This is a genomic window from Shewanella sp. MSW (genome assembly GCF_007636515.1).
Lineage (GTDB): Bacteria > Pseudomonadota > Gammaproteobacteria > Enterobacterales > Shewanellaceae > Shewanella > Shewanella indica.
The window spans coordinates 216,831-232,168 of record NZ_LVDR01000005.1 but is presented as its reverse complement, the minus strand read 5'-3'; the positions used below and the strand labels follow the sequence as shown (position 1 = coordinate 232,168).

Annotated in this window: 10 protein-coding genes; 5 read left to right on the top strand and 5 right to left on the bottom strand. The window is 57.5% G+C overall.

The window, feature by feature from the left end; translation table 11 throughout:
* The first annotated feature begins 47 nt into the window (after positions 1 to 47).
* The 5 genes from recC to AYI96_RS07465 all read left to right on the top strand — a co-directional run bounded on the left by recC (position 48) and on the right by AYI96_RS07465 (position 11,067).
* On the top strand, positions 48 to 3,677 hold the full coding sequence (gene recC / locus AYI96_RS07485) for an exodeoxyribonuclease V subunit gamma (protein ID WP_144361326.1): 3,630 nt from the start codon (positions 48 to 50) through the stop codon (positions 3,675 to 3,677).
* A gap of 1 nt (position 3,678) precedes the next feature.
* Positions 3,679 to 7,350: an exodeoxyribonuclease V subunit beta gene (gene recB / locus AYI96_RS07480; protein ID WP_144361325.1), complete on the top strand. Its 3,672-nt coding sequence runs from the start codon at positions 3,679 to 3,681 to the stop codon at positions 7,348 to 7,350.
* Positions 7,347 to 9,332, top strand: coding sequence for an exodeoxyribonuclease V subunit alpha (recD, locus tag AYI96_RS07475; protein ID WP_144361324.1), 1,986 nt, complete (start codon positions 7,347 to 7,349; stop codon positions 9,330 to 9,332). Before recB ends, recD begins: the two co-directional genes overlap by 4 nt.
* A 197-nt stretch (positions 9,333 to 9,529) precedes the next feature.
* On the top strand, positions 9,530 to 10,540 hold the full coding sequence (locus AYI96_RS07470) for a D-alanine--D-alanine ligase (protein WP_144361323.1): 1,011 nt from the start codon (positions 9,530 to 9,532) through the stop codon (positions 10,538 to 10,540).
* A gap of 134 nt (positions 10,541 to 10,674) precedes the next feature.
* Entirely contained in the window at positions 10,675 to 11,067 is a 393-nt protein-coding gene (locus AYI96_RS07465; protein WP_144361322.1) for a VOC family protein, read from the top strand.
* A 111-nt stretch (positions 11,068 to 11,178) separates the two neighbouring features.
* Here AYI96_RS07465 and AYI96_RS07460 read toward each other — a convergent pair whose 3' ends face one another.
* The 5 genes from AYI96_RS07460 to AYI96_RS07440 are packed head-to-tail and all read right to left on the bottom strand — an operon-like array spanning position 11,179 to position 15,214.
* A complete protein-coding gene (locus AYI96_RS07460; protein WP_025009645.1) occupies positions 11,179 to 11,766 on the bottom strand; it encodes a cytochrome c3 family protein in 588 nt (195 codons plus the stop codon).
* Positions 11,767 to 11,774: 8 nt separating this feature from the next.
* Positions 11,775 to 12,251 (bottom strand): nitrate reductase cytochrome c-type subunit, encoded by a 477-nt coding sequence (locus AYI96_RS07455; RefSeq protein WP_062793459.1) that lies wholly within the window; start codon positions 12,249 to 12,251, stop codon positions 11,775 to 11,777.
* 13 nt (positions 12,252 to 12,264) lie between these two features.
* Complete coding sequence (gene napA, locus AYI96_RS07450; protein WP_071476126.1) at positions 12,265 to 14,754, bottom strand: nitrate reductase catalytic subunit NapA; 2,490 nt, start codon at positions 14,752 to 14,754, stop codon at positions 12,265 to 12,267.
* A gap of 2 nt (positions 14,755 to 14,756) precedes the next feature.
* Entirely contained in the window at positions 14,757 to 15,014 is a 258-nt protein-coding gene (locus AYI96_RS07445) for a chaperone NapD (protein ID WP_039033271.1), read from the bottom strand.
* A gap of 38 nt (positions 15,015 to 15,052) precedes the next feature.
* Positions 15,053 to 15,214: a nitrate reductase gene (locus AYI96_RS07440; RefSeq protein WP_039033272.1), complete on the bottom strand. Its 162-nt coding sequence runs from the start codon at positions 15,212 to 15,214 to the stop codon at positions 15,053 to 15,055.
* Positions 15,215 to 15,338 lie beyond the last annotated feature (124 nt).

The following is a 15,338-nucleotide window of genomic DNA, read 5'->3' as shown; positions in this document are numbered from 1 at the left end:
GAGCACCAAAGCAATAAACGGCCCAAAGCCAGGTAACCCTGCTGCCTATGTTTACTCTTATCCAGTCCAACAAGATGGAATTGCTGTCGGCCACCCTGGCAGACCGGCTTCGCGAAGGCGTGCCCGGCATGTCGCCGCTGAGCTGCGAGCAAATTCTGGTGCAAAGCCCCGGCATGTCCACCTGGCTCCGCCTGGAGCTGGCGCGCCACAATGGTGTGGCGGCGGCGCAGGAGTTTCCGCTGCCGTCCAGCTTCATCTGGCAGCTCTGTTATCTGCTGCTCGATGACGTGCCCAAGGAAAACCCCTTTACCAAGGCGGCGATGACCTGGAAACTGATGGCGCTGTTGCCCTCCCTTCTGGATAGAGACAATTTTGCACCGCTCAGACATTATCTGGGCGACGATGTTGAGCTCAAACTATTTCAACTCAGCGGCCGTATCGCCGATATTTTCGATCAATATCTGGTATACCGTCCGGAATGGATCCTCGGCTGGGAACAAAATGAATCCCCGCTGGAGATAGCGCCTCAGCACGCCTGGCAACCCGAGCTTTGGCGCGAGTTGGTACGTTACAACAATCAGGAGTTGCAGCAGAGCCATTATCACAGGGCCAATCTGCACCAGGCGCTGATCGAAACGCTGACAGGCGGCAGCGATCATGCCTTGGAAGGCCTGCCGCCCAGGTTGTTCGTGTTCGGGATCTCCTCGATGGCGCCGCAAACCCTGGATGTACTCTATGCGCTCGCCAGTCGCATCGAGGTAGTGATGCTGAGCCTCAGCCCCTGTCGTCACTATTGGGGCGATATCATAGAGCCCAGGGCGCGGGCGCGAATGGCGCTGGCTTTTGAGGGCAAGAAACAGTTGCCCGAACTCTGGGAAGACAAGCTGGAAGTGGGTAATCCCATTTTGGCCAATAATGGCCGCCTCGGCCGCGAGTTGCTGGATATGGTGCTGGAGCTGCCACCCGAGCGGCTGGAACTGGAAGAGCTGTTTCACCCAGGCAACACAAATACCCTGCTCGGCGGCATTCAAAATGACATTCTGGAGATGGAAACCTTAGGCGAGCCCCTTGGACCGGATGTCAGCAAATACCTGAATATCGCCCGGCGCAGGCCCTTGGCCGCCACCGACGACTCCATCACCCTGCGAAGCTGTCACAGCCCGCTGCGGGAAGTGGAAACCTTGCACGATCATCTGCTGCATCGCCTGCGCAGCGACCCTTCGCTTGCCGCCAAGGACATCATGGTGATGCTGCCCGATGTGGCCGCCTACGCCCCCTATATCGATGCGGTGTTTTCCGCCAAGAGCGGCGATCATTTCATCCCCTATGCCATAGCCGATCGCGGCGCGGCCCAGGAATCCCCCTTAATTGCCGGTTTTCTCAACCTGCTGGCGCTGGACAAGAGCCGCTTTGGCCTGACAGACATCATCAGTATTCTCGAAGTGCCCGCTGTGCTGGCCCGCTTTGGCATAGCCCAAGAGGAACTGGAGCAGCTCAAGGGCTGGCTCAAGGCCGCCGGTATTCGCTGGGGCCGCGACAGTCACAACCGTGAAGAGCTGGGCTTGCCCGGGTTTGACAAACACTCCTGGGCCTTTGGGATCCGTCGCATGCTGCTGGGCTATGCCCTGGGCGATGATGCCGAGCTGTATCAGGGCGATCTGCCGCTGGCCGGTATTGAAGGCCAGTCGGCGCAGGCGCTCGGCAAGTTGTTGAATTTTATCGAAGCACTCGATGACTTCAGGGAAGAGCTCAAGCAGCAAACCCCGCCTGATGAGCGGGTGGCGCAGCTTAACGCCCTGCTCGATGCCTTTTATCTGGCCCAGGAGGACGATGCCAGAGAAGAGATCAACGACATTCGCCAGGCCATAGACAGATTCGCCGAGGAGCTGCGACTGTCGGGCTTTAGCGGGGTATTGCCGCTGACAGTGGTTTGGCAATGGTTCAACTCAACCTTGAGTGAGTCCAGGGTCGGTCAGCGTTATCTCGCCGGCAGCGTCAACTTCTGTACCCTGATGCCGATGCGCTCCATCCCCTTCCGCCAGGTGTGTTTGCTGGGGATGAACGATGGCGTCTACCCCAGAGTGCAACATCCTGTGGGATTCGATCTCACCGCCCATGAAAAACCAAGACGCGGCGACCGCTCAAGACGCCTGGATGACAGATACCTGTTTCTCGAAGCCTTGCTGTCGGCCCGGGATCAGCTCTATATCAGTTACATAGGCCACAGCGAGCGCGATAACAGTGAGCGTATTCCCTCCATGCTGGTATCGGAATTGCTGGAATACATTCAGCTGTGTTACCGCCCGGACCAGGTGCAATTTACGCCGCCCGCAGTGCCCACAGATGCCGATGAGATTGCCGCCCTTGGCGATCTGGCGGCCGATGCGCTGATGCAGCGCCTCATCATTCAGCAGCCGTTGCAACCCTTCGACGCCCGGCTCTACAGTGACAGCGAGCTGCCCGGCAGTTTTGCAACCCAGTGGTGCCCGCGGGAGATGTTTGCCGCCCAAAGCCCGGCGCCCTTTATTGAACATGAGCTGGGCGAGGAAACCGGCCTCAAGGAGCCGGAGCTTGAACTCTCGGCGCTGATCCGCTTTTTCCGCAACCCGGCGCAGTATTTCTGCCAGCGGGTGCTGCAGCTGGACTTGAGGCTGGATATCGACAGTCAGGACAATGATGAGCCCTTTGAGCTCAGCGCCCTGCAACGCTATCAGCTGCAGCTGCTGATGATGCAGGATGCGCTGGAAGACGAGCGCGGAGAGCTGGATGAAACCCTGCTCGACAAGCTCAAGGCCGAAGGTCTGCTGCCGATGGCGCCGTTTGACGATCTGCTGCTGGATCAATACCGCCGCGATATCGCCCCGGCGGTGGAGCGCACCCGTTTTCTTCGCGCCGAATTGCCCAAGCCGGATGCCGTTGAAATAGCGCTCAAGCTTGAGGTCAATGGCCGCGAGCTGTTGCTCTGTGGCCGCATCGATGACTGCTATCCCAAGGGCCTGGTCAACTTAAGGCCGGGTACCACCAAGCCCAAGGATCTGTTGAGCCTCTATATTCGCCATCTGTGCCTCAATGCCAGCGGCATTCACAGGTACAGCTATCTGCTGGATGCCGGTCACTTCCACGCCATGGCGCCGCTCAAGGCCGAGTCCGCCAAGGCCTTGCTGGGTCAGTTGGCCGCCTTGTTTGAGCTCGGGCAACATAGGCCGCTGCCCTTTATGGCGCAAACCTCCCAGGCGTACTTCAGCGCCGAGGTTGAAGATGGCTTAAGCGTTGACACTGAACATCAGCTGCGGCTTGCTGAGGCCGAAAGCGCCTGGTTGGATGATGCCGGGTTCGGTGACGGCCAGGATCCCCATAACGCCCGCCTGTTCCGCTTTCCGGAAGACTTTGGTTTAACCCTTGATGACAGCGCAGATGTTGGCTCAGCGCCGGATTTTGGGCGCAAAGCCTGCGAACCTAAGTTAAGTGAAGATGAGTTGAGTGAAAATGAGTTGAGTGAAGATGAGTTTACCCTGAGCAACATGAGTGCGGGGTTGCCAGGCGGTTGGCAACTCAGACTCCAGCAGAGCCTGAGTTTCCCGGCGTTGGCCCAGGGGATTTTGGCGCCGCTTATCAGCCTTTACCACAAAGACAAACTGGCCGCCCTGGCCGATTTTACCCAGATGGGGCAGGAATAATATGCAAGCACTGGAGCCATTGAGTTTACCGCTGAGCGGCCGGCGCCTGATTGAGGCCAGTGCCGGAACCGGCAAGACCTACACCATTTCCGGCCTCTATCTGCGCTTATTGCTGGGTGATTTTGAGCGCCCGGGCCTCAGCTGTGAGCAGATCCTGGTGGTCACCTTTACCAACGCCGCCACCGAAGAGCTACGCGACAGAATACGCAAAAGGATCCGCAGCTGTTATCAGCGCTTTATCGGCCTAAGCGTCAAAGACGATTTTATCGAGCAGCTTTATCAGCGCTGCCCGCCAACGCAGCGCGCAACCGCCCTCAAGCAGCTGGATCTGGCGCTCAAGAGCCTGGATGAAGCCGCCATTTTTACCATTCACGGCTTTTGCCAGCGGATCCTCTCGGATATGGCCTTTGAGTCGGCGCTGCTGTTCGAGTCGGAATTTACCCTGGATGACAGTGAATATCTGCGCCAGAGTGTGCGCGATTTCTGGCGCCATGTCTGTTATCGGCTGCCGACAGCCCTGGCGACCGCGATAGCCGCCCATTACGCCACTCCGGATGCGCTGGGGCGCGAATTGAGACCGCTGCTCGGCGCCAGCCAAGCGAGCGCCAACCGCGACCCGGGGAAATTCGACCAATATGCCGAGCAGTTGCAGACTCAGCTCGCAAGGCTGCGACTGAGCTGGCCAAGAGAAAGGGACGCCACCGAGGCCCTGCTCCACAGCCTGCCGCTCAACGGCACCAGCTATGGCAAGCAGGCCGATGGCTATCCCAAGCTCACGGCCATGCTGGAGCAGATGGACAACTGGGCCAAGTATCATCAGGGGCTGCCGACCCCGAAACTCCTGGACAGCCTGGCTCTCGGGTCACTGAAACTGAGAAAAGGCGGCGAAATCCCCACAGCGCAACAGGCGCCGCTGCTGGCGCAGATAGAAGCGCTCAGAGACAGCGTAGACTCGCTTATTCCGGCATTTCTCTATCAGGCAAGAGCCCAGATAGCCGAGCGTTTTGCCGAGCTCAAGGCCGAGCGCAACTTGCTGAGCCCGGACGATCTGCTGCTGACCCTGGCCAAGGCCATAGGCGGACTGACCCAGACGGCGCCGGATAGCGGCCTTGCCATCGGCGAGCAGCTCAAGCAGGAAATAGGCAAACGCTTCCCGGTGGCGCTTATCGACGAATTTCAGGATACGGATCCGCTGCAGTTTGCAATTTTCTCCGGCATCTACCCGGCGCAATTGCCACAGCAGGATGCCGGCGCCCAGCCTGAACCCAAGCCAGAGCCTGACCCCAAACCAGAGCCAGAGCCAAGTCGAACTCTGTTGATGATAGGCGATCCCAAGCAGGCGATTTACGCCTTTCGCGGCGCCGATATCTATACCTATATCGAGGCCAGGCGCAATACCGCCGATCACTATAATCTGGACACCAACTACCGCTCGGCCAGCAACATGATTGCAGCGGTCAATCGCCTGTTTGCCGGTCGCAACGACCCTTTTATCAGTGACGCCATCCCGTTCGAGCCGGTCAAGGCCAATGACGCCGGCAGCAAACAGCTGCTCGCGCCCGGCGCAGACTCGGCGGCGCTGCAGCTCAGGCTGCTCAAGGAAGATCCGGACAAGGGCCTCAACAAGACCCAGGCCCGTAAACTGCTGGCCGAAGATGCTGCTGCCGAAATCGTGCGCCTGCTCAATGCCGCCAACCGCGGCGAGTGTCGCCTCAGTGGCAATGAGCAGCCGCTGCGCGCCCGGGATATCGCCATTTTGGTGCGCGACAGAAACGAAGCCGCCGTCATGCAACAAGCGCTCAATAGTCGCCAGATCGGCGCCGTGTTCCTCAGCCGCGACTCGGTAATGGTCACGGAGGAAGCGCGGGAAATCGCCCTCATCCTCAAGGCGCTCGCCAGCCCCAGGGATGAACGGGCGATTCGCTCGGCACTGGCCTGCCGCTTGCTGGGCTTCAGCGCCAATAAGATCCATGAGTTCAACCAATCTGAGACACTGCGCGCCGAAGTGCTCGATACCTTCATGTCGCTGCATGAGCTCTGGAGCCGCCGCGGCATCATGCCGGCGCTGCTCAATCTCGCGGATCACTGGCAGCTGCTGGAGCGGCTTGGCCGAGAGGCCAACGCCGAGCGGCGTCTCACCGATTTTCGCCATCTGGCGGAACTGCTGCAGCAAAAATCCACCGAGCTCGAAGGCATGAGCGCCCTGGTCAACTGGTTTGAGCAGGAACTGCTCTCCGGCCAGAGCTGTGAAGAGCAGCAACTGAGGCTCGCCAGCGAGCAAAACCTGGTGCAGATAGTCACCATCCACAAGAGTAAGGGGCTGGAATATCCTGTGTGCTTCATCCCCTTTGTCAGCCTGGCCCGCGACGGCAGTCGCCGCCCCTCGCCCATGCTGTACCACAAGGACAATCAATTAGTCTGGGATCTGGACGCCAGTGACGAAGGCTGGGAAGCCTGTAAACGCGAGACGCTGGCCGAAGATCTGCGCCTCTTGTATGTGGCGCTGACCCGGCCCGTATATCGCTGTTATCTGGGGCTGGCCAATCACTGCCGCATGAACAAGACGGGCATCAACAGCTTTTTGAAAGATACCGCCATAGGCTATCTGCTCGGCATTGAAGACAAGGACTGTGACGGCGATAGGTTGCAAAGCGCCGCCGCATCCCTTGCTTGCGAGGCCATCTCCTTGACCGAGATAGGCGATGCAGATCCAAGTCACCTTCAAGGCACTGAAAACCACTCCCAAAGCCCACTTTGTGCCCAGGTGCCGGCGGCGCGTCAAGGCGCGCCCTGGCGGGTCGGCAGCTATTCCGGCCTGGTCAAACATCTGCCCCACGAGCGGGTGTTGCCGGGCGCCGGTGATGAGGAGTTTGAAATCGAGCTGGCCTCTGTCTATGAGCCGCAGGATGTCTTGCAGGCCAACCGCTTCAGCTTCGAGCGCGGCGCCAATGCCGGTTCTTTTATGCACCTGGTACTGGAGAAAATCGACTTTACCCAGGCCGAGGAGGAACTCTTGCTGCATCTGCCCCAGGCGATGCAGCAGTACGGCATCGACAGCGATTGGCAAGATGTGCTTTATGACTGGTATCGGGATCTGCTTAACGCCGAAATCGCTCTGCCTCAGGGGCAGAGTCTGCGCCTGGGCGACCTCAGCAAGCGCCAAAAGCTGGTGGAGATGGAGTTTTATCTGCCCCTTGGCGGCGATACCCAGCTTATCGATACCGAGCTCAGCCGCTTGCTGGCCAAGCACGGTTATGGCGGTGAACTGCGCTTCGATGCCTTCAAGGGCATGCTCAAGGGGTTTATCGATCTTACCTTTGAATATCAGGGCCGTTTCTACATTGCCGATTATAAATCCAACCATTTGGGGGATGATTTCAGCGATTACCGCCAGGACAAGATGGCCGCCGCCATCAGCGAGCACAGATACGATCTGCAGTACCTGCTCTACAGCCTGGCGCTGCACAGATACCTGAGCCTCAAACTACCGGACTATTGTTATGAAAGCCATTTCGGCGGCTGCTGTTATCTGTTTTTACGGGGCATGTCCGCGGCCCATCCCGGCGCCGGGGTGTTTGTGGACAGACCGGATGAAGCGGTGATCCTGGCCCTGGATGCCTTACTCAAGGGCGAGCAGCCCTCGAGCGCCCCTCAGTTGGAGTTGAGTCTATGACAGATAGCCCATCAATACTGCACAGCAGCCAAGCTGTTACTGCGCTGCTCAAGCAATGGGAAGAGCAGCGGCTGCTGACGGCGCTCGACCGCCACTTTGCGCTGCAGATGGCCGCCATTCACCGGGAGCCATCGCCGCTATTTCTGCTGCTGTGCGCCCTGCTGAGCCGCCAGTTATCATCGCAGCACGCCTGCCTGCCACTGGGGAGCATAGCGTTTGATAATCCGCTGGCAGAGCCCCACCCCAGTGTGCGCCTCAATACCGACCCGGCAAGCCTTGAGCTGGCGGTGGCCAATTTTGCCGCCGTCGGCGCCCCGGGTGAAGACAAACCCTTGATCCTCGACGCTGGCCGCCTCTACCTCAAACGCTATTATGATTTTGAGTGCCGGGTCGCCCGGCGCCTCACCGCCATAGCCGCCATTGAATACCCCGCCACCGACGAGGTGCGGCGCGCGCTGGATTGCCTGTTTTTGCCGCCCACCAGCCATACAGGCCAAGCGACTAATGAGGCAGCTCAAACTGATAGTGAAGCTCAAACTGATAATGAAAATTCCGGCAAACGCGATTGGCAAAAAGTCGCCACCGCCACCGCCTATTGTCGCCAGTTGGCGGTGATCACCGGCGGCCCGGGCACAGGCAAGACCACCACAGTCACCAAGCTACTGATGCTCCTGTGTCTCGGCAGTGAAATGAACATACGTCTGGTGGCCCCCACGGGTAAGGCGGCGGCGCGCCTGACCGAATCGATAAAGGCCTCCAAACAGCGCCTCGCCAAAGAGCTTATGCCCTTTGCCGCCGAGCTTGACCTTGGCGCCATAGACAAGATCCCCGAAGAAGCCGCCACTGTGCATCGCCTGCTGGGGGTGATCCCCGGCTCGCACAAATTCCGTCATCACCAAGACAACCCGCTGCATCTGGATCTGCTGATTGTCGATGAAGCCTCCATGGTGGACTTGCCTATGATGGACCGGCTGCTCGATGCCCTGCCCGCCAATGCCAGATTGATACTGCTCGGGGATCAGGATCAACTGGCCTCGGTGGAAGCCGGCGCCGTGCTCGCCGATATCTGCGCCGGTTTGCGCCACCAGCAGGACTGGCGCATGCGTTACAGCGCCGAGTTTGCCGCAACCCTGACAAGGCTCACCGGCTTTGACCTCAGCGATTGCATCAATCTCGCCCCCGGCATAGGCAACAATCTTTGTATGCTGCGTCACAGCCACAGATTCCGCGGCGATGCCGGCATAGGCGTGCTGGCCAAGGCGGTCAACCTCAGTGATGGCGCCGCGATAACTGAGGCCTGGAATGGCGGTTATCAGGAGCTTGAGTGGCTGGAAATCGGTAAACAGCAGCAGGGGCTGGCTCAGCTTCTCAGCCAGGCCTGTGAGCACTACCGCGACTATTTGGAAGTGGTGCACAGGCCGGACATCAGCGCCGAGGAGATCATCGCCCGTTACAACCGCTTTCGACTGCTGTGCGCCACCCGTGGCGGCGATTTCGGTGTCGAGGGGATCAATCGGCAACTGACACAAGTGCTGAAACAGGCCGGACTGATCGCCCCACAGCAGGAGTTTTATCCGGGCCGACCGCTGATCATCCAAAGCAACGATTACAACCTGGGGCTGTTTAACGGCGATATCGGCGTTATTCTGCCCGACCGAGACAGCAACAGGCTGCTGGCGCACTTTATTCAGGCCGACGGCAGTGTGCTCAAGGTGTTGCCGGCACGTCTCCCCGGCCACGAGACCTGTTTTGCCATGACAGTGCACAAGTCCCAGGGCAGTGAATTTGATTCTGTGGCTTTGGTGTTGCCACCAAACCCGAGTCCGGCACAGCTGCAACTGCTCACCAAGGAGCTGATCTACACCGCCATTACCCGCGCCAAGCAGCATTTTTGCTGCCTGGGCAACAGCTCAGTGTTTGATGGTGCCTGTCGTCGCCTCACTCGCCGGGCCTCGGGGCTGGCCGATAGGCTGTGGCAGTGATTGTGGCAGAGATTATGGCTGTAGCCGGGACTATAACGAAAACAGCAACCGGGCCAGATGCCATACGGCCCCGCTTCGCTCTGGCGGCAAAATAACCAGATGAGAGCCTGCGTCAGCTGCCGTTATACTCAAGGCCTGTCTAAGCAGGCATAATATCGGCCAAGGTTATTTATCAGGCCGCTCAGTCAGGAGAATTCATGAGCAAAACCCATATCTTGTTACTCTGTGGCGGCGGGGCCGCCGAGCACAGTATCTCTTTGATGTCGGCTGACTATATCGAAAGCTGCCTGGCAAATATTCCCGACATGGAAGTGCTCAGGTTGGAGCTGGACGCCGCCGGCCACTACCACACCAAGCAGGGCCAGGTTTGCGAGCTGACCAATCGCCGTGAAGTGCGCTTCGATGAGGCCGAGCCCAGCTGGCCGGTGGACTATGTGATCCCTTGCATTCACGGCTATCCGGGCGAGACCGGCGATATTCAGTCCTATTTCAATCTGATCAACCTGCCCTATTTCGGTTGCGGCTCCGAACCCAGCAGCAACTGTTTCAACAAGGTCACGGCCAAGATGTGGTTCAGTGCGCTCGGCATCCCCAATACCCCTTATCTATTTCTCAGTGAAGCAGGTGAAGCGGCCAACTGCCGCTGCCGTGAGGCCTTGAATGAATGGGGCTCACTGTTTATCAAGGCGGCATCCCAGGGGTCATCCGTCGGCTGTTACCGGGTGGACAACGGCGATGATATCCCCTCGGTGCTGGAGCAGGCCTTTAGTTACTCCCCCTACGTGGTGGTGGAAAAGACCATCAAAGCCAGGGAGCTGGAAGTGGCCGTATATGAATACCAGGGTGAAGTGATAGCCACAGTGCCGGGTGAAATCATCTGCGCCAACAACACCTTCTACAGCTTCGATGAGAAGTATGATGCCAAGAGCAAGGCGGTGACCAAGGTCGAGGCCGAACTGAGCCAAGCGCAAATCGATACCATACGCGATTATGCCATTCGTGCCTTTAAGGGCATGAAGCTGTCCCACCTGTCGCGTATCGACTTCTTCCTTACCGATGAAGGCGAGATACTGCTCAATGAGATCAATACCTTCCCGGGCATGACGCCCATCTCCATGTTCCCCAAGATGCTCAGCAACAATGGCCATGATGTCAGCGAGTGGCTGGTGAGTAACATAAGACGCCAGCTGAGCGTTCCGCTCAAGTAAAGCACCCGTCCTGAGCCAAGCACCAACCGGACCGAAGCACCAACCGGACCGAAGCAAAACCACACCCGCCACTCGCGCGGGTGTTTTTTATCCTGCTAAGCTGAAAATAGGTGTGACGGCATGCAGGAGAACTTATGTTCAGTGCGATAGATATAGATCATCTGGTGTTGATCTGCAGCAGTCTCGAAACCAGCCAAGCATTCTACACCCAAGTGCTGGGGGCTCGTTTCGAGCGGCGGCTCGACTCCCCTAGCCTGCTGCAACTGAGATTCGGCAGCGCCCTTATCGATCTGGTGCCAAGAAGCGATCAACCTTTAGGCCTCAATATGGCGCACTTCTGCCTTAATATTGCCGCCAAGGATGAAGCCTCAGTGCTGCAACACCTGGAGCAACACGGCGTGCACCATGAAGGCTTTTCGGAAAAATACGGCGCCCGGGGTTATAGCCGCTCTATCTATATTTACGATCCCGACGGCAATCAAGTGGAGCTTAAACTCCTGAGTCGGCAACAGGAAAACTGCCAATAACGCGTTGCTTAATCGTGGATTTTTACTGGTGATTTAACAGATAAAAAAGCGCGCCGGGAAAGTTCGGCGCGCTTTTTCATGAAGCAACAGGCTATGCCCAGAGCTTTGGGCTCAGAAGCCTTCCACTCCCTGCATATCCGGCAGGTGGTGGGCTATCCCCTTGTGGCAGTCGATACAGGTCTTCTCACCGCTTGCCAGCGAGGTGGAGTGCATATTGGCCGCCCGCTGTGACTGACGAGTGAAGTCCATATACTGGAAGTTATGGCAGTTTCGACACTCCAGCGAGTCGTTGGCCTTGAGTCTGGCCCACTCATGCTCAGCCAGTTCGCGCCGCTTGGACTCAAACTTCTCCCGGGTATTGATGGTGCCAAACACCTTGCCCCACACCTCCTTGGAAGCCTGCATCTTACGGGCTATCTTGTCGGTCCAATTATGGGGAACATGACAGTCCGGACAGGTCGCCCGCACCCCGCTGCGGTTCGTGAAATGTATGGTGGTCTTCAGCTCCTGATAGACGTTGTTCTCCATCTCGTGGCAACCGATACAAAAGGCCTCCTGGTTGGTGGCTTCCAGGGCAGTGTTGAAACCACCCCAGAAGATGATCCCGGCGACAAAGCCACCCAGGGTCAGAAAACCCAGACTGAAGTGAACACTGGGCCGGTTCAGCACCCGCCATATCTGTTTCAGTTTCTCAAACATAGCGACTCCTAATGGCTGGATGGGTTCTCAGCCCCGGACTTGAGCAAGTGATCCATATCGACAAAGTCATTCTCCACCATCAATCTGGCGTCCAGTTGCGGCACATGGCACTGGGTACAGAAATATCGTCTGGGTGACAGCTCGGCCAGGAAGTTGTTGTCTCTGTCCATATAGTGAGTCACGCTCACCATAGGCGCCTGCGATTCACCGGTGCGGCTGCGGGCATGACAGGACATGCACTTGTTGACCTTAAGATCCAGCTGGTAGCCGTCTATCTTGTGCGGTATAACCGGCGGCTGCATCGGGTAGTTACGGGTCTGTTTGATATCTGTATTTCTCACCTTCTGCATCACAGGTGGCGTCGGCTGGCTATTGAGCGGCGCCTGACGCAAAGTCGCCACCTTATCCTCGGGAATGCCGGCGGCATTGACGGACAGCGCAGTCAGCAGTGCGGCAAAGGCCAACAGGGTATGATTCGATTTCATCTTCTTATCCTCCTCAGGCCTTCATCACTTTCACGGCACACTTCTTGAAATCAGTCTGCTTGGACAGCGGATCCGTGGCATCCAGAGTCACCTTGTTGATCAACTGACTGGCATCGAACCAGGGGACAAACACCAAACCCACCGGCGGCTTGTTGCGGCCGCGGGTTTCCACCCGGGTCAGTATCTCGCCGCGGCGGGACACCACCTTGACCTCATCACCTCGGCGCAGGCCGCGTTTCTTGGCATCATCCGGATGCATAAAGCACACGGCATCCGGGAAGGCGCGATAGAGCTCGGGTACCCTCTGGGTCATGGAGCCTGAGTGCCAATGCTCCAGCACCCGCCCGGTGGAGAGCCAAAGATCATATTCGGCATCCGGGGATTCTGCCGCCGGCTCGTATGGCAGCGCGAAGATAACCGCCTTGCCGTCTTTTTTGCCGTAAAACTCAAAGCCTTTGCCGGGTTTAACGTAAGGATCCGAGCCCTCACGGTAGCGCCAGAGGGTTTCTTTGCCGTCAACCACAGGCCAGCGCAAACCATGAGCCTGGTGGTACATTTCAAAGGGAGCCAAGTCATGACCGTGACCACGGCCAAAGGTGGCATATTCTTCAAAAAGCCCTTTTTGCACATAGAAACCAAAGTGCTTGGCTTCGTCGTTCAGATACTTGTTATCGCTTTCACTGAGAGGGAACTTGTCAACATTGCCGTTCTGATACAGCACTTCATACAGGGTCTTGCCCTTGTATTCGGGATTGGCCGCCAATACAGCCTCGGACCAGACTTCGTCTGTGGTAAAGCGCTTGGAGAACTCCAGCAACTGCCAGAGATCCGAGCGCGACTGTCCGGGCGCTGTCACCAACTGGTGCCAGAACTGGGTGCGGCGCTCGGCGTTACCATAAGCGCCCTCTTTCTCCACCCACATGGCGGTGGGAAGAATGAGATCCGCGGCCTGGGTGGTAACCGTTGGGTAAGCATCGGACACCACAATAAAGTTTTCCGGGTTACGGTATCCGGGCAAGCCCTCTTCGTTGATATTGGGGCCGGCCTGCATATTGTTGTTTACCTGCACCCAGTAGCAGTTGAGATCGCCATCTTTCAATCGCCGGTTCTGCTCTACCGCATGGTAGCCTGGCTTGGGCGGAATGATCCCGGAAGGGATTTTCCAGATGGTCTCGGCAATCTTGCGGTGCTCTGGATTATTCACCACCAGATCCGCCGGCAAGCGATGGGAGAAGGTGCCCACTTCCCGCGCAGTACCGCAGGCTGAAGGTTGACCTGTGAGTGAAAACGGACTGTTGCCCGGGGTAGCTATTTTGCCGGTCAGCAAATGGATATTGTAGATAAGGTTGTTACACCAAACCCCGCGAGTATGCTGGTTAAAGCCCATGGTCCAGAAGGAGGTCACCTTCACCTCGGGATCGGCGTAGAGTTTCGCCAGCTCCAGCAATTTATGCTCGGGTACGCCCGAGAGCTTGCTGACCTTCTCCAGGCTGTAATCGGCGACAAAGGTCTTGAACTGCTCAAAGTCCATCGGGGTCGATTCACCGGCGGTGGCCACGTTCTTGGCTTTTTGCTGCAACGGATGTGAGGGCCGCAGGCCATAGCCGATATCGGTTGTGCCTCTGCGGAAGTTCACATGCTTGTTGACGAAGTCCCAATTAACCTTGTCATTGCTGATGATGTAGTTGGCGACATAGTTGAGAATGGCCAGATCGGTTTGCGGCGTGAAGACAATCGGCAAGTCGGCCAAATCAAAGCTTCTGTGCTCGAAGGTAGACATCACAGAGACTTTTACATGGGGCGCGCTGAGGCGTCTGTCTGTGACCCGGCTCCAGAGGATTGGGTGCATCTCGGCCATGTTGGAGCCCCAAAGCACAAAGGCATCGGCAGCTTCAATATCGTTGTAGCAACCCATGGGCTCGTCCATGCCAAAGGTACGCATAAAGCCGCCCACGGCTGAAGCCATACAATGACGGGCGTTGGGATCGATATTGTTGGAGCCGAAACCCGCCTTCATCAGCTTGGAAGCGGCATAACCTTCCCAAACCGTCCACTGACCTGAACCAAACATGCCCACCGCCGTCGGCCCTTTGGTCTTGATGGTGTGCTTCCACTTCTCGGCCATGATGTCAAAGGCCTGATCCCAACTGATAGGGGTAAATTCACCGTGCTTGTCGTATTTGCCATCTGTCATCCGCAGCATGGGAGTCTGCAGCCGGTCATGGCCATACATGATCTTCGACAGGAAGTAGCCTTTAATGCAGTTGAGGCCGCGGTTGACCTCACTGTTGGCATCGCCATGGGTCGCCACAACCCGGCCTTCGCGGGTGGCCACCATCACAGAGCAGCCTGTACCGCAAAAGCGGCACGGCGCCTTGTTCCAATTTAACTGGGTGTGCTCTGAACTGGTGATCAGGTTGCTGGCTGTGGCAGGTAAAGCCAATCCGGCGACCCCGGCTGCCGCCATGGCGGCATTGGCCTTCATGAATTCGCGTCTGTTCATTTTCATTGCTCTTCCTCTTCGAGCTGTTCACACTGGTGATACACCATAGCGGTGGAGATCACGCCCTTGAGGGCATTGATTCTGTCCATGGTGGCGAGGATCGCCTGTTCGGTCGGGCCTTCCAGCACCACAACCAGCTTGCTTTCATCGTTAACCGATAGCTCGGCATTGCCGAACGACAGAATTTGCTGACGAACGCCGGCCATCTTGGATGGCATCACCTGAAGGATCAGGCTGCTGACATGCAATTCCCTACTCATCTCGTTCCCCTGTTTTAAGGACTCTCGTTAAGCTGGCGTTAACCGGCTCCCGGTGGGCCGGTTAAGATTTGGCTGAACCAGATGGCAAAGCCCAGACCGCTGACCAGCAAAACCGACAATAGCGGCGCCAAAAAAACCGTCAGGAAGATAAATATCTTCAGCTCCAGACGTTTTTCATCAGTATTCGGTGTCTCACTCATGGCTCCTCCCTAGGCGCTATGAAGATGGCTTGCTGCTGTGCTGTTTCAGGGCAACGGCCGCCAAGCCCGGCAGATTAAAGCCACCTTTTAAATGCAACTTGTTTTCGGTTTTGATCATAAAGCC